Source organism: Brevibacillus borstelensis (assembly GCF_003710865.1).
Classification (GTDB): domain Bacteria; phylum Bacillota; class Bacilli; order Brevibacillales; family Brevibacillaceae; genus Brevibacillus; species Brevibacillus borstelensis.
This window is the reverse complement of the sequence record NZ_RHHO01000016.1, coordinates 105,027-131,366: the sequence shown is the minus strand read 5'-3', so window position 1 is coordinate 131,366 and position 26,340 is coordinate 105,027. Positions and strand designations below refer to the sequence as shown.

At 53.2% G+C, this 26,340-nt stretch carries 25 protein-coding genes; 14 read left to right on the top strand and 11 right to left on the bottom strand.

Translation table 11 applies throughout. The features are described 5' to 3' along the window. Positions 1–3: 3 nt before the first annotated feature. Complete coding sequence (locus tag EDM54_RS08705; RefSeq protein ID WP_039070388.1) at positions 4–1,044, top strand: copper amine oxidase N-terminal domain-containing protein; 1,041 nt, start codon at positions 4–6, stop codon at positions 1,042–1,044. Positions 1,045–1,353: 309 nt separating this feature from the next. Here the strand turns inward: EDM54_RS08705 and EDM54_RS08700 are convergent, their stop codons facing one another. Further along, a complete protein-coding gene (locus EDM54_RS08700; RefSeq protein ID WP_003389902.1) occupies positions 1,354–1,878 on the bottom strand; it encodes a GNAT family N-acetyltransferase in 525 nt (174 codons plus the stop codon). A 70-nt stretch (positions 1,879–1,948) separates the two neighbouring features. Beyond that, positions 1,949–3,118, bottom strand: coding sequence for an MFS transporter (locus EDM54_RS08695; RefSeq protein WP_003389901.1), 1,170 nt, complete (start codon positions 3,116–3,118; stop codon positions 1,949–1,951). 274 nt (positions 3,119–3,392) lie between these two features. Here EDM54_RS08695 and EDM54_RS08690 point away from each other — a divergent pair, with 274 nt between their 5' ends. From EDM54_RS08690 to EDM54_RS08670, 5 genes are all read left to right on the top strand, one after another. Continuing rightward, positions 3,393–4,484, top strand: coding sequence for a PAS domain-containing sensor histidine kinase (locus tag EDM54_RS08690; RefSeq protein ID WP_003389900.1), 1,092 nt, complete (start codon positions 3,393–3,395; stop codon positions 4,482–4,484). After that, on the top strand, positions 4,459–5,115 hold the full coding sequence (locus EDM54_RS08685) for a response regulator (RefSeq protein WP_003389899.1): 657 nt from the start codon (positions 4,459–4,461) through the stop codon (positions 5,113–5,115). The genes EDM54_RS08690 and EDM54_RS08685 overlap by 26 nt, the downstream gene beginning before the upstream one ends. 241 nt (positions 5,116–5,356) lie before the next feature. Next, on the top strand, positions 5,357–5,518 hold the full coding sequence (locus EDM54_RS08680; RefSeq protein ID WP_031932603.1) for a hypothetical protein: 162 nt from the start codon (positions 5,357–5,359) through the stop codon (positions 5,516–5,518). Positions 5,519–5,551: 33 nt separating this feature from the next. Continuing rightward, the gene (locus EDM54_RS08675; RefSeq protein ID WP_003389897.1) at positions 5,552–6,019 is read left to right on the top strand and encodes a cytochrome c oxidase subunit II; all 468 of its coding nucleotides are present in this window, start codon (positions 5,552–5,554) and stop codon (positions 6,017–6,019) included. A gap of 15 nt (positions 6,020–6,034) precedes the next feature. Continuing rightward, positions 6,035–7,693 carry a b(o/a)3-type cytochrome-c oxidase subunit 1 gene (locus EDM54_RS08670; protein ID WP_003389896.1) on the top strand — a complete coding sequence of 553 codons (1,659 nt, stop codon included), beginning with the start codon at positions 6,035–6,037 and terminating at the stop codon, positions 7,691–7,693. A 292-nt stretch (positions 7,694–7,985) separates the two neighbouring features. Here EDM54_RS08670 and EDM54_RS08660 read toward each other — a convergent pair whose 3' ends face one another. Next, positions 7,986–8,732 carry an SDR family NAD(P)-dependent oxidoreductase gene (locus tag EDM54_RS08660; RefSeq protein WP_122958074.1) on the bottom strand — a complete coding sequence of 249 codons (747 nt, stop codon included), beginning with the start codon at positions 8,730–8,732 and terminating at the stop codon, positions 7,986–7,988. Positions 8,733–8,922: 190 nt separating this feature from the next. On the opposite strand from EDM54_RS08660, the gene EDM54_RS08655 reads away from it, so the two are divergent. Continuing rightward, a complete protein-coding gene (locus EDM54_RS08655) occupies positions 8,923–9,555 on the top strand; it encodes a nitroreductase family protein (protein WP_024983324.1) in 633 nt (210 codons plus the stop codon). Positions 9,556–9,636: 81 nt separating this feature from the next. On the opposite strand, the gene EDM54_RS08650 is transcribed toward EDM54_RS08655, so the two are convergent. From EDM54_RS08650 to EDM54_RS08640, 3 genes are read right to left on the bottom strand one after another with little or no spacing between them, the layout of a single operon-like run. Then, entirely contained in the window at positions 9,637–11,052 is a 1,416-nt protein-coding gene (locus tag EDM54_RS08650; RefSeq protein WP_024983325.1) for a sensor histidine kinase, read from the bottom strand. Next, positions 11,039–11,749, bottom strand: a complete 711-nt coding sequence (locus EDM54_RS08645; RefSeq protein WP_003389892.1) for a response regulator transcription factor — start codon at positions 11,747–11,749, stop codon at positions 11,039–11,041. Before EDM54_RS08645 ends, EDM54_RS08650 begins: the two co-directional genes overlap by 14 nt. A 35-nt stretch (positions 11,750–11,784) precedes the next feature. After that, positions 11,785–13,152, bottom strand: coding sequence for a hypothetical protein (locus tag EDM54_RS08640; RefSeq protein WP_031932602.1), 1,368 nt, complete (start codon positions 13,150–13,152; stop codon positions 11,785–11,787). Between the two features lie 327 nt (positions 13,153–13,479). Between EDM54_RS08640 and EDM54_RS08635 the strand changes: the two genes are divergently transcribed. The 3 genes from EDM54_RS08635 to rpmG all read left to right on the top strand — a co-directional run bounded on the left by EDM54_RS08635 (position 13,480) and on the right by rpmG (position 16,143). After that, entirely contained in the window at positions 13,480–14,439 is a 960-nt protein-coding gene (locus EDM54_RS08635; RefSeq protein ID WP_024983327.1) for a YybI family spore inner coat protein, read from the top strand. A gap of 286 nt (positions 14,440–14,725) precedes the next feature. Further along, positions 14,726–15,934, top strand: a complete 1,209-nt coding sequence (locus EDM54_RS08630) for a GTP-binding protein (protein WP_122958073.1) — start codon at positions 14,726–14,728, stop codon at positions 15,932–15,934. Positions 15,935–15,993: 59 nt separating this feature from the next. Beyond that, a complete protein-coding gene (gene rpmG / locus EDM54_RS08625; RefSeq protein WP_003389887.1) occupies positions 15,994–16,143 on the top strand; it encodes a 50S ribosomal protein L33 in 150 nt (49 codons plus the stop codon). 102 nt (positions 16,144–16,245) lie between these two features. Here rpmG and EDM54_RS08620 read toward each other — a convergent pair whose 3' ends face one another. The 3 genes from EDM54_RS08620 to EDM54_RS08615 form a co-directional block, all read right to left on the bottom strand. Beyond that, complete coding sequence (locus tag EDM54_RS08620) at positions 16,246–17,412, bottom strand: cation:proton antiporter (RefSeq protein WP_003389886.1); 1,167 nt, start codon at positions 17,410–17,412, stop codon at positions 16,246–16,248. Between the two features lie 287 nt (positions 17,413–17,699). Then, positions 17,700–17,828 (bottom strand): hypothetical protein, encoded by a 129-nt coding sequence (locus EDM54_RS26950; RefSeq protein WP_003389885.1) that lies wholly within the window; start codon positions 17,826–17,828, stop codon positions 17,700–17,702. Positions 17,829–17,864: 36 nt separating this feature from the next. Then, positions 17,865–18,146: a hypothetical protein gene (locus EDM54_RS08615; protein WP_003389884.1), complete on the bottom strand. Its 282-nt coding sequence runs from the start codon at positions 18,144–18,146 to the stop codon at positions 17,865–17,867. Positions 18,147–18,370: 224 nt separating this feature from the next. On the opposite strand from EDM54_RS08615, the gene EDM54_RS08610 reads away from it, so the two are divergent. From EDM54_RS08610 to EDM54_RS08595, 4 genes are read left to right on the top strand one after another with little or no spacing between them, the layout of a single operon-like run. Further along, positions 18,371–18,970 carry a winged helix-turn-helix domain-containing protein gene (locus EDM54_RS08610; protein WP_035990024.1) on the top strand — a complete coding sequence of 200 codons (600 nt, stop codon included), beginning with the start codon at positions 18,371–18,373 and terminating at the stop codon, positions 18,968–18,970. Next, on the top strand, positions 18,967–19,221 hold the full coding sequence (locus tag EDM54_RS08605) for a hypothetical protein (protein WP_003389882.1): 255 nt from the start codon (positions 18,967–18,969) through the stop codon (positions 19,219–19,221). The genes EDM54_RS08610 and EDM54_RS08605 overlap by 4 nt, the downstream gene beginning before the upstream one ends. A gap of 48 nt (positions 19,222–19,269) precedes the next feature. Next, entirely contained in the window at positions 19,270–19,851 is a 582-nt protein-coding gene (gene clpP / locus EDM54_RS08600; RefSeq protein WP_003389881.1) for an ATP-dependent Clp endopeptidase proteolytic subunit ClpP, read from the top strand. Between the two features lie 19 nt (positions 19,852–19,870). Then, a complete protein-coding gene (locus tag EDM54_RS08595; protein ID WP_122958072.1) occupies positions 19,871–20,893 on the top strand; it encodes an NAD-dependent epimerase/dehydratase family protein in 1,023 nt (340 codons plus the stop codon). Positions 20,894–21,033: 140 nt separating this feature from the next. Here the strand turns inward: EDM54_RS08595 and EDM54_RS27235 are convergent, their stop codons facing one another. Both EDM54_RS27235 and EDM54_RS08585 read right to left on the bottom strand, forming a co-directional pair. Further along, on the bottom strand, positions 21,034–24,186 hold the full coding sequence (locus tag EDM54_RS27235; protein ID WP_024983333.1) for a S8 family serine peptidase: 3,153 nt from the start codon (positions 24,184–24,186) through the stop codon (positions 21,034–21,036). Positions 24,187–24,377: 191 nt separating this feature from the next. Further along, positions 24,378–26,030 (bottom strand): DUF6583 family protein, encoded by a 1,653-nt coding sequence (locus EDM54_RS08585; RefSeq protein ID WP_024983334.1) that lies wholly within the window; start codon positions 26,028–26,030, stop codon positions 24,378–24,380. Positions 26,031–26,340: the final 310 nt, after the last annotated feature.

The window sequence follows — 26,340 nt, the reverse complement described above, 5'->3', positions numbered from 1 at the left end:
AGCATGAAAAAAATGAAATCTGTTTCCATAACTTTGTTGGCAGCAGCAGTCCTCACGATGAATGGAGTCAGCGCATTCGCTACGTCTGAGCCCGTACGCGAACTGTCCGTACAGGTAAAAGGACAGGAAATTGGCAAGCTCGCCATTGACGATAAGCAGCAACAGACGATTCTGGTACCGCTTCGGGAAGTAGCGGAGTCGCTCGGATATGAAGTAAGCTGGAACAGCCAGACCAAAGCGGCTGAAGTGAAAAAGGGGGCCGTTTGGAGCTATGCCAAAGCTGGCGAGGACCGTTATCCCTTTGCCCGCATGTACAAATCGGTGGGAGCGACGCCAAAGCTGATTAACGGCAACACCTATGTGCCGGTCGCCTTTGTGGAGCAAATTTTGCAAACACCGGTGCAGGTGTCCGGAAACTCTGTCAGTGTTGCGGCAGAAGAGGAGCAGGATTATACAAAGAAGGCGGGAACGATCACCAGTATCCGCAACACGGACGGCAAAGTATCGATTTTGCTGAATGGCTATCAGCGGGGCATCCTGCTGCATGTAGCGGATGAAACGAAAATCGTCACAGCGGACGGCAAGGAAGCCAAGGCAGCAGACTTGAAGCTGGGCATGGAAATCGAGGTTGTCCACGAGAAATTCATGGCGATGAGCCTGCCGCCGCAAACGGCGGCGAAAGAGATCGTCATCAAGAACAGCATGCAGACCGAGGACGTTCTCGGAACATTCGGGTCTGTCGCCAGTGTCGAGGACAACAAGGATGGCGGAGTGCGAATCGCTGTCGAGGGCGAGCGTCTGACCGACAATTCGTTTGAAAAGATCCACCTGCTCGTAAACGACCAGACGAAGATTGTCACTACAGATGGCAACAAGGCGCTTGCGATCGCGGATCTGAAAAAGGATGCGAAAGTATTTGCTTTCTACAGTCCAAAGCTGACCCGCAGCGCCATTCCGCAGGGCGTGGCAGAGAAAATCGTCGTGGAGCCGGCTGACAACCTGGTGACCGTGGAGCCGGCGGCAGCTGATGAGCCGAAAAAATAAGAGTGAAAACAAAGAAGCGGTCCAGCTTGTCATGCTGGCCCGCTTTTCTTTTTGGGGCTGAGAGGGCTTCCCGGTACGGTTTTTGAGTCGGATCAGTTAGGCACTGAAACCCCGCCAGCTAGGCACGATCTTTGCTGAGGAGCATGCCGACAATATTGCCGATAAATTCAAACACAAAGATAAACAGCTCCATGCATCCCACCCCATTTTTTCCATTTGATGGAGAATGCGGAGGCCGCAGAAAATAGTTTCGGAAAATGGTGCAAGAAGCAAGATCGGTGATTGCAACATCGATTTTTCATACAAGGGCTACAGGGCTAAAGCCATGTAGTCTTCGTCCGAATAAACGCCGTTTTGCTTGAGGGCATTCTTTTCCGTGCCGAATACTTGAAAGCCCAAGGAGAGGTAGAGATGGCGCGCAGCCTCATTGTCGCTGGCTACGGTCAGATTGATCTGTTCAAGACCGTCCAGCTCTTTTGCCTTCTCGATAATGGCTGAAATCAGCTTTTTGGCGATGCCCTTCCCGCGCTGGGCAGGGGTGGTGTAGACGCCTACCAGAGAAGCCTTGTGCCGCAGTTTTACATACGTTTCCCGTTTGAGCGTGGCTACAGCGACCAAGGTATCGCCGACAAATGCGCCCATCGTGAACAAATCCAGGGTGGGGGTCAAGCGGGTTTTCCATGTGTCCAACAGGTTTTTGTCCTGGATCGTTTCTTCATAGGTGGTCGAGAAAGCTTCCGGATTTGCTTTCAAAGCCTCCAGGCGCAAGGCTATGAATCGTTCGGCATCTTCTGATCCGAGTGTTCTGATCGTGATATTATGTAACTCGCTCATCGATCTTCCTTCTTTCGAAAAGAATTTGCTAAATTATAACACGCAAAATACAGAAAAACAGATTTCATTTTTATAGGTGATCAGGGGGCGCATTCCTCACCTGTTTGCCTACAAATCCCATGCTCAACACTCCGGCCCCCAGCGCAAATCCTCCGCAAATCAGCGCCAGCGCAGTAAACCCCCATAGCTGATAAACCGGTCCGCCCAAATAAGAACCGAGCGTCATCCCGATGTACATGCCGGTAATGTTCCAGGACATGATTCTGCCCGTTTCGCCCGGATACTCATTGGACAAGCGCGATTGGTAGGACGGCACGAAGGCATACCCGACCAACGCCCACAGAAACAGGAGCGGATAAAGCCAATTTGACGAGGGAAGCGTACCGACCAGAGATAGAAAGGGGACGAGCACAAGCAGGCTGGCAGTAGAAACGGGACGCTCTCCAATCCAGTCGGCGATCCTTCCGCCGCTCAAGCTCCCCAGCATCGCTCCGACTCCGTATGCCGTCAGCGATACGGCAAGCTGTGCGGACGTAAACTCGTTCTGCTGGGCAAGGGCCGTTCCCAAAAAGGTATACACCCCGTACATCGCCATCGACCACAATATGGTTACCACGACAGAGCGCAGGACATCGCAGAGAGGGCGGCGCTTTGTCTGGGGCATCAGAGTGTTTTTCCGCATCTTTGGCCATACGCGCCCATTCAGGAGTGCAAGCAGCAAGCTTCCTGCGGCTATACAGAGAAACGGCAAGCGCCAGCCTTCCCAGCCTGCAAGCAAAGTGCCGAGCGGCGTACCGACCCACAAGCCGGTGAGATTGCCGGAGACGACAACAGACAGCCATGCCGCCCGCCGGTTGGCAGGAGCGAGACCGCTGACAAAGGCGTAGACGGAAGGGGCGATAGCGGCCAGCGAAAGTCCGGCTGCCAACCGGCTGCCGAGCAGTAGCAGAAAGCTGTCGGCAAGCGCTGTTCCCAGATTGGCAAGCGCAAAACAGACTAATCCTGCCACCAATACATAGCTGCGCCTTTCCTGAAGCCTGTCAAATAATGTACCGGCCCAGGGAGAGCCGCATGCATACATGACCGCCATGACCGTCACCAGCCAGCCCGCGGCAGCCGGTGTCACACCAAATTCAGCGGATATAGCAGGCAGCAGCGGCGACATGATAAAGACATCGGTTCCGACCAAAAACAGAGTAGCGGCTCCAGTAAACAGCCAGATTGCTTGATTCCCTGACATGCATAGCTCCCCCGGTGTGCCAACGCACAGTTGTTTTTATCAGCTATATGGCGTGCAAGGAAGGAGGTGCCGGGTTGCTCATGTTTTCCCGCAAAGAAAGCCGCCCAGTTTTTGCTTAGGCAAGACAGTGGAGCGTCGCCCGGTGCATAAACCGTGCCTCCAGTCCCATTAACAGGTGGATGGAGGGCGGAGGTTAAGGGAATTCCCTGATACACTTTCCCCGGCCCACAGCCTACAATAGCAATATGGATGTTTGTCTGCGAGGAGGAACAAGGTGAACGCGTGGAAGGAAGAACGGGGTACGTCTCAAGAGACCGTCTCGCTGCTGCAGTCGATTTTTACGAACATCAGCGATGCTGTTCTCGTCGTCGATCACAGCGGGATGATCGTGACCGTCAATGCCGCTATGGAACGGATATCCGGATGGTCGCAGGACGAACTGGTCGGGAAAAAACATATATGCGAAGTATGTCTGGGCATGGCGACATGTCAGGAGGAGAGCACCTGTACAGACTGCTTTTTCAAACGCTCGCAAATGCCTTCCTTTGAGATGCGGCTCAGGACAAAAGAGGGCCGGGAATATCCCGTGGCTGCCAGTTCGACCAGACTTCCGGAAGGGGCGCCAGGCAAAATGGTGATGATCCTCCGCGACATGACTGATCAGCAGCGGGCGGAAAAAGAACGGTACCAGCATAAGTTGACCAATTTCGTCATCCAGGCTCAGGAGGAAGAGCGGAAACGCATCTCCCGGGAGCTTCACGATGGCGTAGGGCAGGCTTTGTACAGCATTCTTGTCGGCTTGAACGTCCTTGGACAGAGCAAGCTGAGCGGGGCGATGAAGCAGCATGTCGCGGATGTCCAGCAACTGACGGCCAAAGCGATGGAAGAGGTAAAGCGGATGGCTCTGGAGCTGCGCCCCTCAGCCCTGGATGATCTCGGGCTTTTGCCGGCTCTGCGCTCCCTGATCAAACGGGTGGAAAAGAGCTTTGGCCTCACCGTGGATCTCCATGTGCAGGGTGCAAGGCGCCGCTACCAGGCAGCGATGGAAACAGCTCTCTACCGCATCGTCCAGGAGGCGATGACGAATACAGCCAAATACGCCCAGGCGGAAAAGCTGGGTATCGTCTTTGAAGACAGAGAAAAAGAAGTGGTGGTTACTATCGTGGACGACGGTGTCGGCTTTGACGTGGAAGCAGCCGAGCACAGAGGCTCCGGGCTGGGATTGTTCGGGATGAAGGAAAGGGCCCAACTGCTGGGAGGAAGCGTCGATGTCCGTTCTGCGATCGGGGAAGGCACCACTGTCATTGTTCGCATACCATTGCCAAAGGGGGAAGCAGAACATGGGGATACGCGTCCTGATCGCTGACGACCATGCCGTGGTCCGCTCCGGTCTGGGCATGCTGATCGACGCCCAGCCGGATTTGGAAGTCGTAGGCTATGCCGCAGACGGGAAAGAGGCTTTTGACAAGGCCTTGGAAATCAAGCCGGATGTGGTTTTGATGGATCTCAGCATGCCGCCGGGCGAAAACGGGCTTTCTGCCACGGGGAGATTGAAGGAGGCCGCTCCCGACATCCAGGTGCTCGTGTTGACCATGCATGACGACGAAGAGTACCTGTTCCGGGTGCTGCAGGCAGGGGCTGCGGGCTACATTTTAAAGAGCGCTCCCGATCTCGACCTGATCGCCGCCATCCGGACCGTGTCCAAAGGGATGGCGTACCTGTATCCGTCGGCGACCAAATCGCTGATCGAGGAATTTTTGCAAATGGTGAAAAACGGCGAGGAGCAGGCAAAATACGAGATTTTGACGGAGCGGGAAAAGGAAGTCCTGATCCTGATCGCCAAGGGCTTCAGCAACAAGGAAATTGCCGAGCAATTGACGGTTTCTGTCAAGACCGTGGAATCTCACAAGGCGCACATCATGGAGAAGCTTCATCTGCGTACCCGGCCTGATCTGGTCCGGTATGCGATCAAAAAGGGATGGCTTGATTTTGAATAGCAATGCAGAAGGGCAAGCGCAGATGCTTGCCCTTTTTTATGCTCTTTTCTGCCTCGCTTGCTCCGCGCCTTTCATCCGGTTTGGCTTATGTCCAAAATGTGTCAGGAATCGGGGAATATCGGGAGGTTCCCGGAGCATTTTAGGGGTTTTCCCTGAATTACACCGCAACTGGCCGGGGGGTAGAATGAAGGCGTAAAAAGGAATAACGCCGGTCACGGTTTCAGGAAAGGAGGAGCGAGCCGTGGAGACGAGAACAGATACGCAGCGTCAGATGGACAAGGCGAAGAAGCCGCAGCCTGAGTCGCAAAACCTGAAAGGGACATTTATCGCTGTATTGCTGGTAGGCGCAATCATACTCCTAAGCTGGTTTGGTGTGTTCGGACTATTCCTGGGTCGTGCATAGAAGAGCGAGTTCAAAGAGAAAGGAGAGGAAACGATGCATCTGCACCGTTATGAAAAAATCTGGCTGTCCCTGGGAGCAGGGGGCCTCGCGTTATTCATCGTGCTGCTGTGTGTGAATGCCTTCGCGATGGGAATGGCTCCTCCGAGCAACATGGAAATGATCGATCCGGCCAAAGTGACAGAAACGCCTCCGTTCGACAACCCTGGCCTGAAAAAGCTGAGTGACAACGAGTACGATGCGTACATGACGGCGTTTGCTTTCGGCTTTGCGCCCAATAAAATGGAAGTTCCGGTCGGTTCCAAGGTGAATTTTCACGTCACCAGTCCGGATGTCGTCCACGGATTTCAAATACCGGGAACCAACGTCAACTTCATGGTAATGCCGGGCCATATCAACTCTGCATCCTACACCTTTGACAAACCGGGAGAATACCTGATCTTGTGCAACGAATACTGCGGCGCCGGCCACCAGGTGATGGCGACCACCATTATTGTAAAATAGAGGCAGGTGAATAACATGAATCATACAACAATCGGGCAGGCGCAAGTCGACCGTCCTACGGCTCGTCTCAGTCTCGCTTACGTTTGGGTCGCCTATGCGGCGTTTGGCTTGGCTGCACTGGCCGGGATGCTCCAAGGAATGGTGCGGGGCGGACTTGTCGAACTGCCCAGCTGGACGAATTACTATCAGATTTTGACCGCGCACGGAGTGTTAATGGCACTTATTTTTACGACGTATTTCATCATCGGATTCCTCTTGTCCGGGGTAGCCAAAACGACGGGAGGCTCTCTGCACGGAACTGCCCGCGGGCTCGGCTGGACAGGATGGGTGCTGATGACTGTCGGGACAGCGATGGCTGTCGTGACGATCGTCACGAACGACGCTTCCGTTCTCTACACCTTTTACGCGCCGCTGAAGGCGTCGCCGTACTTCTACATCGGGGCTGCGCTCCTGGTCGTCGGGAGCTGGTTTGGCGGATTTGCCATCTTTAGCAGCTACCGCAAATGGAGACGGGAAAACAGAGGCAAGCTGTCTCCACTGTTTGTCTACATGTCAGTCACAACTTTTGTTCTGTGGTTGATCGCGACCGTTCCGGTTGCTGTGGAAGTTCTGTTCCAGCTCATCCCCTGGTCTCTGGGCTGGACACCGAGCATTAACGTCATGCTCAGCCGTACCTTGTTCTGGTTCTTCGGCCATCCGCTGGTGTACTTCTGGCTGATGCCTGCGTATATCGCCTGGTACGTCTGCGTTCCGCGCGTCATCGGCGGCCATGTATTCAGCGATTCGCTCGCTCGGCTTGCTTTTATCTCGCTGCTTCTGTTCTCCATGCCGGTCGGCTTCCACCATCAGCTGATGGAGCCGGGTATTTCCGCAGGCTGGAAAATGATACACGTCATTTTGACGCTGATCGTTGTCGTACCGTCGCTGATGACTGCCTTCTCCATGTTCGCCACCTTTGAAACAACGGGGCGGAAAAAGGGAGGAGTGGGACTGTTCGGCTGGTTTAAAAAGCTGCCGTGGTCCGATGTCCGCTTCTTCGCGCCATTCGTCGGCATGCTCTTCTTTATCCCGGCAGGTGCCGGCGGGATCATCAACGCCAGCAACCAGATGAACGCGGTCGTACACAATACGATCTTTGTCACCGGCCATTTCCACATTACAGTAGGTGCCGCTGTCGCTCTGACCTTCTTCGGTGTCAGCTATTGGCTTATCCCTGTGCTGACCGGGCGGACATTGACCCGTACAGCCAACCGCATGGGGATGGTACAAACCGTATTCTGGTCGGTGGGAATGTTCCTGATGTCGTTTGCGATGCACTATTTGGGCCTGCAAGGAACGCCTCGCCGGACGGATTATACCACCTACATGGATCATCCGCTGGCGCTCGGCTGGATGGATTACCAACGCGTCATGGCGTTTGGCGGCGGGCTGCTGTTCGTAGCGGCTGTACTGCTGATCCTGATCCTGGGCTACCTGACCTTCTATGCCCCGAAAGGAAAGACCGAATACCCGATCGCGGAAACAGAGGCGGAGCAGCATACGCCCCGGATTCTGGAACGCTGGCCGGTATGGGTGGGCGTACTGCTCTTCCTTATCGTGATGGCATACGGCATTCCGATCGCCGATCAGCTGACCCACAATCCGCCTGGTTCGCCACCAATTCGCACCTGGTAAACGTTGGGACAAATGTAAAAAGCAAAGGCAGAAGCAAAAGCAGAAGCAAATGCAGAAGCAAATGCAGAAGCAAAAGCAGAAGCAAAAGCAGAAGCAAATGCAGAAGCAAAAGCAGAAGCAAAAGCAGAAGCCACAACAAAAGCCACTCGGTTTTACGCCGAGTGGCTTTTCAATTTGAGTGAAGAAATTTTTGTCCATAGAATTTGTACATAGAAAGAAAAACCGCCTTCCTGCATATGGAGAAAGGCGGCTCAACGAAATAATCGAAAGCGAAGTTCGTTAGAGAGCGAAGTCAAGGCAGATAAATCATTTTCCGAGTCATGCCCCCGTCGAGGACGAGCTCGGTACCGGTGACAAAGTCGTTCTCGTCGTCGGTCAAAAATAGGCAGGCCCGGGCGACGTCTTCCGGACGTCCTACGCGGCCGGCGGGATGCTGCTCATGATCCTCCGGACGGAGTGCTTCTTCGTCGCCCGTTTCGATCCAGCCAGGGGAGATGGCGTTGACGCGAATACGGTCCGGACCGAGGGAAAGCGCCAGAGCGTGAGTCAGAGCAAGAATGCCGCCTTTGGAAGCGGCGTATGCCTCGGAGTGGGGCTCGGACATGTGGGCGCGCGTGGAGGAGAGGTTGACGATCGCGCCTCCGCCGGTTCTCCGCATCAACAGTGCGGCTTCCCGCGAGCAGAGAAAGACACTGCGGAGATTGGTATTGATCACTTGGTCCCATTCCTCTACGGACAGCTCATACGGAGACTTCCATGTGGATACCCCGGCGTTGTTAATCAGGATGTCCAAATGGCCCCAGCGCTCCGCGACTTCCTCCATCAGCCGAATAATATCGGCAGGAGAGCTAACATCCACTTGCTGAAAAAAGACGTTTCCTCCGGCATGGCTGATTTTTGCCGCAGCCCGTTCCCCCAATTCCCGGTTTTTTTCGGCAATGCAGACTCTTGCACCCCGGGCGGCATACATGGCGGCGACAGCATAGCCGATACCTTGTCCTGCACCGGTAACGACGACAACTTTTTCGGAAAACGGCATAACGGAACCCTCCTAATGAAGTAGATATAGCGGTGCATGAAATAGCAAGGATAGCTGAAAACTGAAAGCGAAGCGTACCTTCATACATACAACTGCAAGATATACAAAAATAGGCTGGAAATGCAGTATGTAACTATAGTAAAGTAAGTATTGACTTTGCTACTTGATGAAATAAAGGAGGATGTATATCATGCAAACAGACATGAAACTCACTGCTGAGCAAGCTATGGAAGCGCGTCACAGCGTCCGAAAGTACGATCCCAATGAAGCGATTCCGAGAGGAGTACTGAATGAAATCCTGCGGTTAGCAGCTACAGCTCCATCCTCCTGGAATCTGCAGCACTGGCGCTTTCTGGTAGTAACGGATCAGGCTCACAAGGAACGCCTGCTGCCGATCGCCCACGGTCAGGAACAAGTGGTGAAAGCTCATGCAGCGATTGTGATTTTGGCTGATCTGGAGGCCGACAAGTCGGCTCGCCCCGTTTACGATGGAGCTTTGGCTCAAGGCTACGTAAGCGAGCAGGTGCGCGACACGATGATCAGCCAAATCGAGAACGCATACCGAGACAACCCGCAGCTCGCCCGCGATGAAGCGATCCGCAACTCTTCCCTGGCAGCCATGCAGCTGATGTTGGCCGCCAAGGCAAAAGGCTACGACACTTGCCCGATGTGTGGATTCGACAGAGAGAAGCTGATCCAGGCTTTCAATATTCCTAGCCGCTACTTGCCTTCGATGATCATTACTTTGGGCAAGGCGAGCGCTCCTGCCCATCCTACGCAGCGATTCGGACTGGATGAATTGGTGATTGAAAACAGCTTTTAATACGGATGAAAGAAGGAAAACGCTCGCGTGGTCGGGCGTTTTTTGTTGGCTGAATTTGTTTGTTGGTTGGCCAAATATCGGCTATACGCTTTTCTCCTCAGGGGTGAGGCTTTGTGCCAGCGGCAGCTCGACCGTTACCGTCGTTCCTTTGCCCAAGGTGCTCGACACGGAAAATTGGCCGCCGTGCAGGTGAACGATGTCTTTGCAAATGGCAAGACCGAGACCGCTGCCTGATCGCTTGGATTGTCCCTTGAAAAACCTTTCCGTTATATGGGGCAAATCTTTCGGGGCGATGCCTTCCCCTGTGTCGCTGACCAGCACTTTTACATGCGTCTCATCCGTCTGACATGAAATCTGGATAGAGCCTCCGCGTAAAGTGAATTTGAAAGCATTGTCCAGCAGGTTTACGAAGATCTGCTTCATCCGATTGGGGTCCACCTGCACGGGAACAGGAGAGGGCGGGATATGGACGAAAAAGTCAATGCCCTCGTCCTGTGCCCGAAGGCCGAATTGAATCCGCACATCCTCTACAATATCGCGCAGATCGAGGCGCTCCGTCGATAATTTCAGTTCACCGGACTGAAACTTCGAGAAATCGAGCAGCTCTTCTACCAGACCAATCAACCGGTCCGTCTCCTTGGAGATGACCTGCAGCCCCAGCATCGTCTCTTCCTTGTCCTCCAGCCCTCCGGAAATCAACGTCTCGCCCCAGCCTTTGATCGAGGTAAGCGGCGTCCGCAGTTCATGGGAAACCGATGAGATAAAGTTGTTTTTCATCTGTTCATTCTTGCTTATCTCCGCTGCCATGTAGTTAAACGCCTCGGCTAAAGTACCGACTTCGTCATTAAATTGCTTTTTTGCCCGCGCGGAGAAATTTCCGGTCGCCATCTGTGTAGCCGCCCGGGTCAGCTCCTGAATCGGGCCGACGATGCGCTTGGCGATGATCAGGCTCAACGTGAAGGCGAATAACACCACGATCACCCCGACTCCCGCACCGTACATCGCAATCCGGTATACGGCAGCGTACAGCGGCTCGGCTGAAATCGAGTAGCGCAGGACACCTACCTGCTCTCCCATGTAGACAAGCGGATTGGATACCGCGACGACTCTCTCCCGCGTGTACGGAGACTTGCCGACATACAACCCCATGCCGGTTTGCAAGGCATTGAGCACATCTGGCGTTTCGATGACCTCTGCCGTCTGAAAGCCGTAAGAGTTGAGAATGACTTTTCCAGTCAGATCAAGGACTTCCACTTTGGCGGTTTCTTCTTTTGAGACGTTTTCCAATATATAGCGGGCTTTGTCTCTCAAGTGGTAGCTGTCCGCGTACTTGTTGATAAAGTTGGTGAAGGTCGTCGATCTCGTCACCAGAGTCTCTGTGGCCGTGCCGAAATAGTAGGTATGCACAGCCCAGTAGAACAGCCCCTCAAGGACGAGGACGATCAACAGCAGGATCAGGCCAAAATGAATGACGAGCCGCGCTCTAATTCCCCTCATCAGCGGTTTCCTTTCGCCATAAATAACCATAGCCCCAGACCGTCTCGACGTATGCGGGATGGGCCGGATCGTCTTCGATTTTTTGCCGGATTCGACGGATGTTCACGTCCACTACCTTTAGATCGCCGATATAGAACTGTCCCCACACTTCGGTCAAAATGTCGTCGCGGCTAATTGCTTTGTTGGCGTTCTCTGCAAGCAGCTTGATGATGGCAAATTCTTTCGGCGTCAAATCGATTTCCTGTTTGTGCTTGATCAGCTTCCGCTCGTCGAGAAGCAGTTGGAAAGGAGGAATGTCGATAATGCGGGAATCTTCCTCCTGCACCTCGAGCGCAGTAAGCCTGCGGTGCAGGGCTTTTACCCGGGCGAGCAGCTCTGCCGGGCTGAATGGTTTGACGACGTAGTCATCTGCGCCAAACTCCAGCCCCATCACTTTGTCCAGCTCCTGGCTCTTCGCCGTCAGCATAATGATTCCCATGCGGGGAAACTTGCGGCGGAGCTGTCCGCACACTTCAAATCCGTCGATTCCCGGCAGCATGACGTCCAGGATGGCGATCTCGATATTCGGTTGGCTGTCCGCAATGGTCAACGCCTCTTCGCCAGAGGCGGCCTCGATGACGTCGCATCCCTCGCGCTTGAGATTGATGCGGACAAAATCGCGGATTGATTTTTCATCTTCTAACAGCAGTACTTTCATGTTCTCGTCTCCTTAGAAAACCGAACCGGCCGAGCTTAGAGCTGCATTTTCAACGGTCGGAACAACTGTCTGATTTCGTCCGAGGTCAGCAGCATGGCGTTGTATTCGCGCAAAGCGGCACTGCTCAGATTGTCAGGCTTTTGCGGCTGGATCGCCACGAGCACTTGCTTGCCCTGTTCTGACAATACCAGATACGGCGTCTGCTTGCCCTCAGAGGATTTTTCCATTTTCGCCCACTCCTGCTGAGGGATCGATTGGAAGGTGAGGAGGGTCGCTTTCTGCTCGCCGTTCTGACCGTAGTAGACCATGTGGGCCACGGTCGAATTGGAATCGGGATTTCGCTCAACCGTAAACTTGTCCTTCCATTTATCCGGGATGCGAAAATCGATGCCAAGCCTGGTGCTTTGGAAATGATCCTCCATATGCTTTAGGCCGCTTTTGCCATCCCACTGATAGTAGGAAGAGATCCAGGGGATTTCCGCCATGGCCATTTCGTCCGTGCCTGGCGGCTGTGTATGAATTCCTATTTCTATAATCCCGTCATCGTTAATATCTTCACTATATAGGCTGTATGGTTTAAAAGTCAGTTCCATTTCTTCCCGGGTGCCAGCCAATGGACGGAGCAATTGGCCATTTTCCAGGATCAACAGCTCGGTCATAGCGGAATGGGCTCCGAGGCCGGCTTCGATGAAAATGCCATTTTTTGTCGGGGACGCCTTGCCGATGACTGCCTGCTCGTAGCCGTTTACATTGCCGTCCAGTTGGATCTCCGTCCATTTGGACAGTTTCCCGTCCGTTGGGCCGTACACCTCTGCTTTGGATACCAGATTGTTGTTGTCGTGAACGACGAGGGCCAGCTCTTGCTCCTGATTTCCGGCAAGATCTCCTACCGCCATGACCGAATAAGGCTGCTTCAGCAGTTCCACGGGCTGATTTTCTTTTAGGGAATAGACGGAAAGCTCCTTGTTCAGGCCGTCTCCTCCGCCCCATCCGATCAGCATCTCGGGAATTCCGTCGCCGGTCATGTCAACGTAATCGACATAGTCCAATTCCCGGCCGATCCCGGTGAAAGAGGCAGTCTTTTTCCAGTTTCCGCCACTCTGTGACAAGACCAGGACGCCGATCTCGTAGTCGGTTTTTTCCGTCTTGTAAAAGGCGATCACCTCAGGCGAGCCGTTGCCTGTCAAGTCGTGAAGGGCGACAGCACTAGACTCTGCCGGGTTCAACGGCACGGTCAGCTGTGAGCCGGGGGGGAGAAACTGCATGACCGCCTGATTGATCGACTGCTGGTTGACGTCGGCCGCAGGCGCACGCATCAGTTCGTTGGGAGTATCGGTAAAGCCGCAGCCGCCGCCGGTCAGCGCGACAGACAAGACAGCCAAATACAGCCAGATTTTTTTCATCTGTCTTTTCGTTCCTTTCTGTTGGTGCTCAAATAGACGCATGATTTCATTCCCACTCTATTGTAGCTTGCCCGAGAGGTGAATTTGTTGCAAACCGGTAAAAAAAACAGACCCGCTTAAAAAAAGAATGGGCATGGAGAAACCTGCCTGCAACAATTTAGGAGGTTATACCGTTTATGATTACAGAGAAATGAAACCCATCCATTGCGAAATATGGCGGATAAGTGGATGGGACATACATGAAAAGAGGCATGACTCTGGACCTGTGCTAATGATAACAGGAGAAAAAGAGCAGGAAAGCCTGGGTACTAAGGGAGGAAGAAAGAAATGAAAGCATGGCAACGAGCGTTATGTACAGTTGTTTTGGGGGGAGCAGTCACATTGACCTCTACGTGGACGGGAGCACCCGTTCAGGCACAAGCAAGTCAGCAGACAGCAGTTCAGATCGTACGGATTGCGCCGGAGGAGTCGATCTTGTTCACGATCCAGTTCATTGACGGATTCCGCGCCAAAGTCGTGGACAACAAGACGAGAGCGACGACCTATATCGATATCAAGGAAAACAAAGACGAGTACCTGCGCAGAGGGATTTATAACAAGCAGGGGAAAGTGACGCAGCCGACTAACGGATTTTCCGACAAGCTGGCTGAGCTGGTTCCCTATGTGACCGAGAACGGGTCGATTCAATACGTGGGGCGTCAAAGAATGTGGGGACTGCACGGAAACGACCAGATCGCTCACGCTACAAGCATTTGGAAGCTGGAAAACCAGAAGCCGAAGCTTGTCGGCCTGACTGTAAGCCCGGGGGAATCAGACAACTTTCCGTCTCCTGATGTGTTCCTCAATACGGGAATCTCTCTGGATAAAGACATCACATTTGTACTCGACACCAAGTATGCCGATGTGAACGGTGACGGCATCAAAGACCATGTCATGCTGGTCGGACACAAAGAGGGAGCTGCGTTTGGCCTGCCGGTCGATGATCTGCGCATCGTCGTTCGCGAAGGAAGAAGGGGCCAGCATTTCTTTGCTTCCGTAGGCAAGCTGGATGCCGGATACCTGCCGAAGCTGAACATCGGCTATATCAACTCGGACAAAGTAAAAGACATCCTTGTGACCATTCCGACCAAAAATGGCCGCGTATACAGCGCCCTGACGTGGAAGTATACCAAGTTTGTACCTTTGATCGATCAAGCAGCGCTCAATAACCCGAAACAGTACAAGGTAACATTAGATGGCCAAGGAGTCGGGACTTCGGTTCAGAGCGTTCGGTCCGCAAAAAAATAAACATGTGAGCTTGCAAGAAAGCCGAAGATAGGAAACAGCTCCTGTCGAGCACTTTTTCATTGAATACTGACGGTTAAGGGCTGTCCCTTGTCTATCGCAGACGGGGACAGCTTTTTTTGTTTCCAGCAGAGGAGGAGCAAATAGATTCAGGCAGTTGTTAAATCGTAATGAATACGATTTATCTTGACAACTTTTGTTTGCGGGGTGTAGGATGATTGTTAAATCGTAATTGTTACGATTTATTTGTTGCGCATCACAATCCACAAACAGGGAGTTGTACATAGGCATGAGTGACAATCGGATTCCGGTAACAGTACTGAGCGGGTATTTGGGAGCAGGCAAAACAACATTGCTCAACCACGTGTTGAACAATCGGGAAGGGATGCGAGTCGCGGTCATCGTGAATGATTTGAGCGAAGTGAATATTGACGGGGAGCTGATTGCCCAGGGAGGCGGGCTGTCCCGGGTCGAGGAAAAGGTAGTGGAGATGTCCAATGGCTGCATCTGCTGCACATTGCGGGAGGATTTGCTGACAGAGGTGGAGCGTTTGGCCACTGAAGGGAAGTATGACTACATTCTGATCGAATCGACCGGGATTGGCGAACCGGTGCCAGTTGCCCAAACCTTCACGTATGTCGACGAGGAAATGGGCATCGACCTGTCCCGCGTTTGCCGGCTGGACACGATGGTGACGGTCGTAGACGCCAACCGTTTTTGGCACGACTTTTCCTCCGGAGAAAGCCTGCTGGAGCGCGGTCAGGCTGCTGCAGAGGAAGATCGCCGCGATGTCGTGGATCTTTTGATCAGCCAGATCGAGTTTTGTGATGTGCTGATCCTAAACAAGTGCGACCTGGTGGAGCCGGAACAACTGGATGAACTGGAAGCGGTCCTGCGCAAATTGCAGCCGGATGCCAAGCTGATCCGGACCAGCCGGGGGCATGTACACCCGAGGGATATCCTGAATACCGGCTTGTTTGACTTTGAAAAAGCAAGCCGTTCTGCCGGCTGGATCAAAGGGCTGGAGCACGGAGAGCATACGCCGGAAACGGATGAGTACGGCATCTCTTCCTTTGTCTACCGACGCAAAAGACCGTTTCACCCGGAGCGCTTTGCGAGCTGGCTGGAGGACTGGCCGGAAGAGGTGGTGCGGGCCAAGGGCTTTTTCTGGATCGCGACGCGCAATGACCTGGCCATGACGCTGAGCCAGGCAGGAACTTCGATTGAAATCGGCGCCGCCGGGTACTGGGCCGCAGCTCTGCCTGAAGCGGAGCGGGAGGCCATCCTGGCAGAAGATCCGGAGTGGGCGAAAACATGGGATGCCGACCATGGAGATCGCCAAACCGAGCTGGTGTTTATCGGCATGGAGATGAACAGGGAAGAGATTGAGCAGAAGCTGGATCGGTGCTTGCTGACTGAGGATGAGTACCGCGGAGATTGGAGCGCGATTGCCGATCCGCTCCCGACAGCAGATACTGTCGTGGAAACAGCGCTGTGAGAAACAGCCGAATCATCAATGGGCTTTCAAGGGATGCAGCCCAAAAAGGAGGAGCGTAGATGCGCGTACAGGTAACGCTGCAATGCACAGAGTCAGGAGACCGGAACTACATCACGACGAAGAACAAGCGGAATCACCCCGAGCGGCTTGAATTAAAAAAATACTCTCCCCGCTTAAAAAAGCACACTTTGCACCGCGAAACTAAGTAAAGCTGCGGCATCCATGAAAAAACTCTCTGCCGGTTCGTCCCGGGCAGAGAGTTTCTTTGTATGCTGAAGCCAGTTGGTTCTTGGCAGATGCATTGCTTGCAGCTACGCTTCTTTTCTCAGGGCAATTTGCTCTTTCCCTGTCTCTTTTTCAGAGAAGAAGATCTTCATCATCGGCGGGGTCACGATCGTGGTCACAAGGACGACGACGATCAATACAGCAAACATGCTGTCAGCCAAAAGCCCCGCCTCAAGTCCAATCGATGCAATGATCAAGGCGACCTCACCGCGAGACACCATCGCGGACCCGATGCCCCACGAGCTGCGCCAGCCGAATCCGGACACCTTTGCGCCGAGTGCTCCGCCGATAAACTTCGTCAGGACGGCCAAAATGCTAAGGCCGACAATCAGCCAGAGATGATCGACAATGCCGTTGAATTGGGCCGACACCCCGATTGAGGTGAAGAAGACCGGTACGAAGATGGAATAACTGATCGTTTCCACTTTTTCCGTTACTTCATGGCGATAATTGGTCAGGCTGATGGCGATGCCGGCGATGTACGCGCCGATAATGGCGGCCACTCCGGTGTATTCCGCCAGGTAGGCGAACAGGAAACAGATAATGAGGGCGGCCGTTACGACCGCTTCCGTCACTTTCAACGGAGCAAATTTCCGCAAGACCCACGGAACGACTTTCCAGGAGAGCAGGATGACGACCGCGAAGAAGGCCACTTTCTTGAGTACGACCATTCCCAGATTGACATCACCGCCCGCAAAGCTCATGACAAATGCGAGTGCGATGATGACCAGCACGTCGTCAATGACGGCGGCTCCCAGGATGGTTGCGCCTTCTTTTGATTTCAGCTTGCCGAGCTCCTTCAAAGCCTGGACGGAGATGCTCACACTGGTGGCAGAAAGCAGCAGACCCAGGAATACAGACTCCAGTGTGGGCAGTCCCATGGCCATTCCGGCAGCGTATCCGAGAGCGAGCGGAACGACGATGCCGACGACGCCGACATTCATGGAGGATTTTCCGCTTCGTTTAAATTCGTCTATATCGGTCTCCAACCCGGCAATAAACATCAGGAGGATGACACCGATTTGGCTGATCTCTTTCAGAATCTCCGTATTTGAGATCAGGCCGAGCACCGAAGGGCCCAGGATAATCCCAATCAGCAATTTCCCGAGGACGGAAGGCTGTCCGAGCTTGGAGCTCACTTCTCCGGCAATTTTGGAGGCGAGCAGGATCACAGCCAGTTGGAAGATTAGCATACAGTATCCCCACCTTTTTCTAAATTGTTTGCAAATGGAAAACAAGCAAAAAGAGCCTGCCACCACTGGCTCTTTTGCGAAAAAAGGCAAAAGAAAGCCACTGGTGACAGGCTCCTCCTAAAAGTTCGTGCTTTTTAAATTATATAATCATTATATCCGAATGCCGAGGTAAAGTAAAGACGTATTCCTCATTTTGCGAATGGGAAAACGTGGGATTTGGACAAGAAGAAAAACCAGCCTGACCGTAATGCTGCGGCCAGGCTGGTTGCCTATTTCCAATAATATGTTCATTTAAAGTAATCGGTCATCTGAGCAAACACATCAGCGAGAGCGTGCAAGCTTTCTGCTGTCTGGTAAGCAAACAGCGGGAGTGCAATTACAGCCAACAAAGCTTCTCCGATATACTTGGCGATCATACTGATCAACCTCCTTATTTACGACAGATTTTCTGATCATGCCGGAAACAGGAGTGCCGAGCCGTCGTTGTCGCTGTCTGCATACCGCAAGCGTCGCAGAATCAGTCTGCGCTGCGGCTGCCTTGCCGCCGTCGGATACGTCTCGACCAAGCAACGATTGATAGAAGGTTCGTAAGTATCGCTAGAACGCCAGCCATTAGGCAATCTCTGCGGACGACACCAGTTCTGTATGTAGGAAACAGAGGTGTAGCAGCCCGCGAACAAGGCGAGCAAGGCGAAGAAATCATCCAGCGAAAACAGAAGAATCAGATCTTCCATCGGTGATTTCCCCCCTTTTGATTGGCGCTGGCAAGAACCTCGGTTCTTGGTACCCCATATTGTAACTCCGTTCCGGGAGTGGGTGCAACCCACAAAATCTGGAGCAGCTTTATCACTGGCTGATACATGGATTGCAAAAAAAGGCCTTTCCACCATTTGACAAAAGGGAGATCAACGTAATAAAATATTTTTACGTGAACAATAAGTTTTCTGAGGTGCATATAATGGATCAACAAGTATTGGAAACGTATGTCGTCGAGTCGCCGGACCAGGCCATGGCTCTGCTCAATCCGCTGCGGGCGGAAATCCTCGGTCGATTGACCGAACCTGCCTCCGCGGCCGAACTGGCCCGCGGGATCAACGAAATCCCCCAACGGGTCAATTACCATCTCAAGGCGCTGGAAAAGGTCGGTTTGGTACGCCGGGTCGGTACGCGGCAGGTGAGAAATCTGGTAGAGGTGCTGTACCAGGCTATCGCCCGGACCTACATTTTGTCGGAGACGCTTAACTGGCCGAAAGAGACCGTCGACCGGATCAAGGATCAAGGGTCGCTGTCCCATCTGATCACGGCCGCCGAACGGATCAAGCGGGATGCCCTTACACTCCTGGAGAGATCGGATCAGCAGGAGGAGGTCCCGAGTGCGACGGTCGATACCAGTATCCGGCTGGCAACAAAGGAACAGCGCAGCGCTTTTGTGCAGGAGTACGTGCAGTTGGTAAGCCAGCTTGTCGAGAAATATCAAGCACATGACGAGACAGAGGAAGCGTATAAAGTTGTGCTGGCTGTTTATCCCCAAATCGCCCAAGGAGGAGAAGAGAAATGATGCCGGTAATGAAAAAGCAAGCAGTAGTCATTTGGGAAAGTGATGTCAGGCAGCAGGATCGTTCGGTCATTCCCTTTCCTACGCGTGAGAGCGGCCGTGGAACAGTGGAGCAGGAAGCGACGGTAACCAGTTGGACAGTCGGGCCCAAAGAGAATCCAGCTACTGTCACCATCGTGTCGTCCGGCTTTGAAGCGGCCGAGCGCAAACAAGCAGCCCCTCAGGCTATGCTGGGCAGGAGAGCTGCCGCGTAACTCTTCGTTGTGTGGAAATGAGTAAACAAGAAGACAGGAGGCATGAACATGAATCTGATACCGGTTGTAGTGGAGCAAACCAGCTATGGAGAGCGTTCTTACGATATTTACTCCCGTCTGTTAAAAGACCGGATCATCTTTTTGGGCAGCGCAATCGACGATCAAGTAGCCAATGCGGTAGTCGCCCAAATGCTGTTTCTGACAGCGGAGGACCCGGAAAAGGATATTCATCTGTACATCAATTCCCCGGGGGGCTCTATCACGGCGGGGATGGCCATTTACGATACGATGCAATTCATTAAGCCTGCCGTTTCTACGATATGCATCGGGTCTGCCGCCTCGATGGGCTCTTTCCTGCTGCTGGCAGGAGCTCCGGGTAAACGCTACGCCCTGCCCAATGCGGAGATCATGATCCATCAGCCGTGGGGCGGGAGCCAGGGACAGGCAAGCGACATCAAAATCCAGGCAGATCGGATCCTGAACCATCGCCGCTTGCTGTTTGAGATTATCGCAAAGCGGACCGGACAGCCGGTTGAAAAAGTGGAGCGGGATGCCGACCGCGATTATTTCATGACCGCAGAGGAAGCAAGAGCGTACGGAATTGTCGACAAGGTAATCGAAAAACTGTAGCGCGGGGGAGAGATGGGAGATGAAAGTCCTGGTGTTGGGAGGGACTCGTTTTATCGGCCCGCATGTGGTCAGACAGCTTGTCTCGGCCGGTCACGAAGTAGCGGTGTTCAACCGCGGCGAGTTGAAAGCAGATGGTGGATTTCCTGATGAGGTCAGACGAATCATCGGGGACCGAGTGCAGCTGCAAAGCTATCGCCAGCAGTTTGCCGAGTATCAGGCAGATGTCGTGATTGACATGTTTCCTTATACCGAGTCCGATGCGACGAGTATGATGACTGTTTTCGACGGAATTGCCGATCGTGTCGTAGCGATCAGCAGCTGTGATGTATACAGGGCGTTTCAGATATTGAACCGGATCGAGGAAGGCCCTGTCGAGCGCGGGCTGCTGACGGAGGAGTCGCCGCTGGGCGAGAAGCGGTATCCGTTCCGCGGCATGAGAGACGACAGACAGGATTACGACAAGGTGCTCGTAGAAAGGGTCGTCATGAGCAGCCCCAGCCTGCCGGGAACGGTACTCCGCCTGCCGATGGTATACGGCCCCGGAGACTATCAAAACCGCATGTATCCGTATCTGAAGCCGATGATGGACGGCAGACGGTACATCCTGCTGGAAGAGGGGCTGGACGATTGGCGCTGGACCCGCGGATACGTGGAGGATGTGGCGGCAGCCATCGTTTTGGCAGCGGAGGACGAACGGGCAAAGGGGGAAATCTTCAACGTCGGGGAGTCGGACAGCTACTCGCTGCGTGACTGGATCATGGGCATCGCGGCACAAGTTGGCTGGCAGGGGAGTATCGTAACGGCAGCTCCCGACATGCTGCCCCCCTCCATGCAACTGGGGATAGAGACCAGCCAACACATCGAGATCGATACGGGGAAGATTCGCCGTCTGCTCGGTTTTTCCGAAAAAGTTTCACGCGCAGAAGCTTTTGCCCGCACGATAGCCTGGGAATCCTCCCATCCTCCCGCAGCAGGGGGACCAGACTCACGTTTATATGCGATTGAAGATGAGATTCTCACTGCTTTGGGGAAACTTGCGTAGAGGGAAATGATGGCGATTATCGTGGAGGGTGAAGATCTCCAACCCTCCATGGGCAGCAGGGAATAAACGGATGAAACAATAGAGAAGGGCTGCCCCGTCCAGTAGGTTCCTACTTTTCGGGGACAGCCCTTCTTGCGGTGTTATCGCGATTCTTCTCCAGCTTCCAGCTTCACTTTTACTTTCACTTTTTCAGTTTGATCCGGGTTGTCTTTGGATGCAATCGTAACCCAGAGTGTGACGGTTTCATTGCCTTCTTCCGGCAGTGCAAGCAGTACGCCCGCATTGTCGATCAGCTCGGGATGGGAGCTTTCGGTGACGGCATAGGTCACTGCATCAGAGTCTTCCGGCAGTTCCAGAACAGCCTCGCCTACTTTGTCAGTATTGACGACATTGCCTTCAAATTCCTCAGCCGCTTGCTTCAGGCTATCGTCGTTCTTCTCCGTTGTCCGCTTGCCTTTTTCCGTTTCGTTGATTTCCAGCTTGAACGACTTCCAGATCTCATACGTTTCGACGACCTGTTCGCCTCTCGGCAGATCAGGGTCGACTACTTGTGCCACCAGGCGCAGCTTGTAGACGCCTGGATCCAGCTTCTTCGGTATGAGAGAACCGTTCACGTACGTGCCGTCGATGTTGGAGAAGGTGATCGGGCCGGGAGCAAATGGTTTGTAATCGTTAAACAGAGCAGCCATCGTACCGATGTACGTGTCATCCATGCTCCAGGCTTCCAGCTCGATCACATTGACGCCTTCAGCCTGGAGCAATGCTTCTACAGTGATCGTATCGTTTTCGCCGTCACCGTCCGGAGACAGGATGGCGCTGGACAGCTTCATATTGTCGAGGCCAAAGTGGGTATCCTCCGGCTTGTCGCCCACGTGGATGACGAACGGAAGATGGAGCTTGGGAATGCTGCGATCGGAGCTGCGCAGGACAACTTCACCTTCGTACACGCCTTCCTCCGCATCCTCCTGCGGCTCTACAGTCAGGGTAAAGGTTTCAATCTCGCCGCCGTCTACGGTGATATTCTTGGTCGACAGCTTGACATCGATGTTGTTCGGGTCCGGTGTATCCTTTGGACGATAAGGATCGGTGGTTACCGAGCTGTGCATGTTGACCTCGGCTCTGTAGCTCACTTCTTTATCGGACGTGTTCTTGACTTGCAGCGTTTGCGAAACAGGCTTGCTGCCTGCTTTCAGCAGACCGAAGCTGTAGTTGGAGCCGTTGTATTCGATCGTCTCCGCTTCAAAATCTTCGTTTAAGATGGTGAGCTGCTCTACTGTCTGCAGCAGGGCAGGAGTTTTCATCGCCGCAAATCCATCGACGCGGCCTGCTCCCTGGGAGTAAACGTCGTAGAGAACATCCTCTTCCTCATACAGCGGCTTTGCCGTATTGGACAGAGCGGCTTTTACGTCAAAGGGAGTCCATTCCGGATGGGCCTCCTTCAACAGGAGAGCAAGGCCGGCAACGTGCGGGGTCGCCATGCTGGTTCCGTTGGAGCGAGCGTATGCCTTCTCGTAGCTGGCACCGTCGATCAGCTTGGACCATGCCGGATAAGCGGACAGAATGGAAACCCCTGGGGCGCCTACATCCGGCTTGATCGAGTAATTGTCGCCAAGCACGGGACCGCGGGAGCTGAAGCTGGCTACCTTGTCTCCATTGTCACTGGTGGTCGGATAGTCGCTGGAGAAGGTAAGGGTGACAGGACTGGACGGATTGTTCAGGAGCTGCAAGGCGAGAGCCCGTCCTTCCGTTCCCTTCATGTCAAAGGTAGGGATAGCATCCATCTGGTCGCCCAGTATGGTGTCCACATAACCGCCGCGATCTTCCGGCGGGAGATTGAGGTCTGCCTGTCCATCGCCGTCTTTGTCGTTTCCATTAAAGACGATTACCGCTACAGCGCCAGCCTTTTTCGCGTTGATGATTTTGTCAGTGAAGGCGAGGGTGCCGCGGGACACGAGAGCGACCTTGCCAGCTACGTCTACCTTCTCAAAATCTTGAACCGAGCCCAGGTTGGCGTACACGACAGGGAGCGGATTTGTGCCGATCAGCTCGCTGAAATTGTCTTCCCTGATCTGCCAGGCCATGACGTGGAATTGGTAGTCTTGGCCGAGAGATGAGCTGGCGGAAGCGTCGTACAGAACGCTTGGAGAATTCACTGCCGCGACAGAGATCGGCAGCTTCGCTCCTGCCGGGGAGCCAGCCGTGTAGTAAAATCTGCCCGGCTCGTCGGAGGCGGCATTGCCGTTGGCGACTACAGTGATGACGCCTGCGCGCATCGCGTTGTTGACCGCAATCGAGTCGGGGGAGTCGGCATTCTTTTCGATGTCTGCCCCGAGTGACAGGTTGATTACGTCCATGCCGTCTCTCACCGCTTTTTCGATACCGTCGATCACCTGTGCGGAGCTGCCGCCTTTTCGTCCGAGTACCCGGTACACGTAGAGATCGGCCTCATAGGCGATCCCCTTTACCTGCACATCGGACGTTTTGTTCTTGGCGCGGCCCACAATCGTCCCGGAGACGTGCGTACCGTGCGAGGAGCCCTCGTAGCCACCTTCGCCTTTTGCATCGTCATCGGGCGAGATGGGCGCCTCTTCATACGGGTCCTTGTCATTGTCGTAGGAGTCGTAGCCGCCTTTGTAGGCATCCTTCAGGTCAGGATGCAGATAGTCGACACCTGTATCGATGACACCGACCTTCAACCCTTTTCCGGTGAGACCTGCATCCCACATATCCAGGACGCCAATCTGCTTGAGGGGAGCGATATCGTACTTGAATTCGCGGCCATTCATCGCGTCAAGCTCGACATCGGGGATGGTGTAGATCGTGTTTTCATAAACCGCTTTTACCTGCGGCAGGCTGGCCAGACTCTCGATTTCGTTGGCAGGCAGCGTCATTTCCATCCCGTTGAAGACATGTGAAAAAGTGCGTTCTACATGTAGATCGATATTTTTCTTGCGCGCTTCCTTCAAGAAGGAGGTTTGTTCGCGGGAGACACGCGATTCAGCCGAGCGCGTGGCAGAAGAGCGCGAACCGCGTTTGTAGGACGCTTCGCTCGCGGCAGGTTCTCCTTGCAGCTGGACGATGACGCTTACCTCTTTCCGCGATGTTGTGTTCAGGCGGGGAGAGATTTTGGCTGTTGCTGCTCCCTGCTCCACTACTGCATTGGTGACGCTGTTCAGCTTTGACAGCTCCCGTTTGCTCAGATCCTCGGAAGCGTAGACACCGCCGGGAGCAACGCTGAACAATAAGGCTGCGGAGAGGGATAAGGGAATGAACGATTTCGCTTGTTTTTTCACACATTCTCCTCCTGTCATTTGATAGAATTCTAAATATTGGTAATTATTCGTCTGGAGAAACTGTATTCCTTCAAAGGAAAAGTAATTTTTTATATTCATTGCAAGGTTTTGCCATTTTTTTATCGACAAAAAAACCTCTTTCTTCAAAAGAAAGAGGTTTTTTGTCGAATCATCCGAACGAAAGCCCGGGTTTATTGCATAGGAGGCATGAACTCTTGGAACAGCTCCATGTTTTTCATCATAAACTGTTGGGCAGCAGTGCCTACTTCCTGCTGAATCTGCATCATTTCTTCTTCTGTCACAGTCGCGACGTTGACCGCATTGTCAGCGCTCAAGCTCGGCATGGTAATTGCCTTGCCGAATTCTTCCTTGAACTTGAGGTTCATGCTCAAGCTCTTTGGCATGTCAGGAGTGGATTGTTCAAAGTTCACCTTGAACGTGCCGTCAGTATCGCGTCCGTTTTCTGTTTTGGTTACGGCTGATGTCACTTGGCCGGTCAGGGAGATCGTCTCCGGATCAGAATCGGACTTGGCTTTCAGCGTGAAGTCGTACGTGCCGTTTTCCTTGTCGGCTTGCTTCGTTGTCTCGAATTTGGTTGTCAAGTCGAGCAATACGTCCGGCTGGGCGTCAAACAGGAAAGCTACCGTTCCTGTTGTTTTGTCGCCTTGTTTGTTTGCTTTGTAGCTGAGGGTCATTTCGCCTTTTTCGCCGCCATCCTCAACGAACAGGGAGTAGCGTTGGTACGTATCTGCTCCGTTTTTGAAGCCTACGCTGGACCAGATGTTTTGTTCTTTTTGGTTCTCTTCGACAAATACCAGCTTGCGGGAAAGAATCTGATGGTCTCCATCTACGAGAACGATCATTTTCAGCTGTTCTTTGGAGTTTTTTGTATCTTTCAGATCCTTCAGTGCATCGTCGAAAGCTTTTTCGTATTCCTTCTTGAACTCATCCTTGGAAAGCTCCTGTACGTCAGGGTATCCGCTGTCGATGAGCAGTGTTGATACGTTGTGGTAGCGGTTGTAGATCAGGTCGAACAGCTTTTCATCCGCTTTTGCCTTTTCGGCCATTTTCGTAAACAGCGCTTTCGCTTCCTCGGCGTTGAAGGTGACAGTGATTTCGCGTGCGTCTGTCTTGTAGCCTTCCTCGGAGAAAGAGGCGTTTTTGTTCATCGCGATCTGGGAGTCTTTCAAGCTTTCAGCGTACATCAGCGCATACGGAGCGAAAATGCTGGATACCTCTTCGCGGCTGAATTTGATCGCTTCATACATATCTTTGTTGGTAACCAGGCGCTTCGGCAGCTCTTCGCCGAGCTTTTCCTTGATCACATCGCGGTCTTTCAAATCAACATAGCCGTACTTGGGGTAGAAGTCAGGGAAACGGAAGCCCATCTTCGTATCGTCGACAAAATACTCCATGTTGATCAGCTTGTTGTCTTTGAGATGGATTTCAAAGTTGCCGGACTGCTGCCGCTTTTGTTCATCCGCATTCGCTTCAACGACAAGCTTGGCGCTCTTCAACAGGTCCAAAACCTTTTGAGCCTGCGGGTCCGGAATATCTGCGTCAATGTTGAATTGGCTCAGTTCCATCGTGGAGTGAACAGGCTTCTCCAGGTAAGGCTTCATATATTTTTCGTATTCTCCAAAGGACTGGGAGGCATCGTCTGCCAGTTGCTTGACATTGTTGGCCTCTGCCTCTAAATAAATCGTTTTGGCACTTTTGAACAGGTCCAGCTTGGCGTACGCAGTACCCAATCCGCCTAGAATCGCAACCCCGACTGCACCGGCGATCAGCAGCGCCTTTTTCGAGCTTTTGCGAGGCGGGGTCACGTTTGTGGTGGTCTCCATTTTCTTCCTCCTCAAATATTTTCTCTCTGTAGGGGCAAAAAAAGACGTTTCTCGCCCCGATTTCGTATTGTACCACATAAAGAGGGCAAAGATGTCGAAAATTGGTAATATGTTTAAAAAAGAGGAAGATGGAACCAGGAGAAAAGGGGGGGTATCCTGTCCGTTGGCTGGATTTCCTGTCGTGTTTCGTGATAATGGTAGACAAGAGAACGGCTGACAAGACGGCAAAAGTCCCGGATATTTCCGGTCGGTGGACACTGCCTGTGACAAATGTGGCGATGGCTTGCGCAAAAAAAGAGTCTTCCCTTCC

Coding starts and splice junctions, on each gene's coding strand:
- EDM54_RS08705 (WP_039070388.1), top strand. CDS start 4: ATGAAAAAAATGAAATCTGTTTCCATAACTTTGTTGGCAGCAGCAGTC.
- EDM54_RS08700 (WP_003389902.1), bottom strand. CDS start 1,878: ATGAGCGAGTTACATAATATCACGATCAGAACACTCGGATCAGAAGAT.
- EDM54_RS08695 (WP_003389901.1), bottom strand. CDS start 3,118: ATGTCAGGGAATCAAGCAATCTGGCTGTTTACTGGAGCCGCTACTCTG.
- EDM54_RS08685 (WP_003389899.1), top strand. CDS start 4,459: ATGGGGATACGCGTCCTGATCGCTGACGACCATGCCGTGGTCCGCTCC.
- EDM54_RS08675 (WP_003389897.1), top strand. CDS start 5,552: ATGCATCTGCACCGTTATGAAAAAATCTGGCTGTCCCTGGGAGCAGGG.
- EDM54_RS08670 (WP_003389896.1), top strand. CDS start 6,035: ATGAATCATACAACAATCGGGCAGGCGCAAGTCGACCGTCCTACGGCT.
- EDM54_RS08660 (WP_122958074.1), bottom strand. CDS start 8,732: ATGCCGTTTTCCGAAAAAGTTGTCGTCGTTACCGGTGCAGGACAAGGT.
- EDM54_RS08655 (WP_024983324.1), top strand. CDS start 8,923: ATGCAAACAGACATGAAACTCACTGCTGAGCAAGCTATGGAAGCGCGT.
- EDM54_RS08650 (WP_024983325.1), bottom strand. CDS start 11,052: ATGAGGGGAATTAGAGCGCGGCTCGTCATTCATTTTGGCCTGATCCTG.
- EDM54_RS08645 (WP_003389892.1), bottom strand. CDS start 11,749: ATGAAAGTACTGCTGTTAGAAGATGAAAAATCAATCCGCGATTTTGTC.
- EDM54_RS08640 (WP_031932602.1), bottom strand. CDS start 13,152: ATGAAAAAAATCTGGCTGTATTTGGCTGTCTTGTCTGTCGCGCTGACC.
- EDM54_RS08635 (WP_024983327.1), top strand. CDS start 13,480: ATGAAAGCATGGCAACGAGCGTTATGTACAGTTGTTTTGGGGGGAGCA.
- EDM54_RS08630 (WP_122958073.1), top strand. CDS start 14,726: ATGAGTGACAATCGGATTCCGGTAACAGTACTGAGCGGGTATTTGGGA.
- rpmG (WP_003389887.1), top strand. CDS start 15,994: ATGCGCGTACAGGTAACGCTGCAATGCACAGAGTCAGGAGACCGGAAC.
- EDM54_RS08620 (WP_003389886.1), bottom strand. CDS start 17,412: ATGCTAATCTTCCAACTGGCTGTGATCCTGCTCGCCTCCAAAATTGCC.
- EDM54_RS26950 (WP_003389885.1), bottom strand. CDS start 17,828: ATGATCGCCAAGTATATCGGAGAAGCTTTGTTGGCTGTAATTGCACTC.
- EDM54_RS08615 (WP_003389884.1), bottom strand. CDS start 18,146: ATGGAAGATCTGATTCTTCTGTTTTCGCTGGATGATTTCTTCGCCTTG.
- EDM54_RS08610 (WP_035990024.1), top strand. CDS start 18,371: ATGGATCAACAAGTATTGGAAACGTATGTCGTCGAGTCGCCGGACCAG.
- EDM54_RS08605 (WP_003389882.1), top strand. CDS start 18,967: ATGATGCCGGTAATGAAAAAGCAAGCAGTAGTCATTTGGGAAAGTGAT.
- clpP (WP_003389881.1), top strand. CDS start 19,270: ATGAATCTGATACCGGTTGTAGTGGAGCAAACCAGCTATGGAGAGCGT.
- EDM54_RS08595 (WP_122958072.1), top strand. CDS start 19,871: ATGAAAGTCCTGGTGTTGGGAGGGACTCGTTTTATCGGCCCGCATGTG.
- EDM54_RS08585 (WP_024983334.1), bottom strand. CDS start 26,030: ATGGAGACCACCACAAACGTGACCCCGCCTCGCAAAAGCTCGAAAAAG.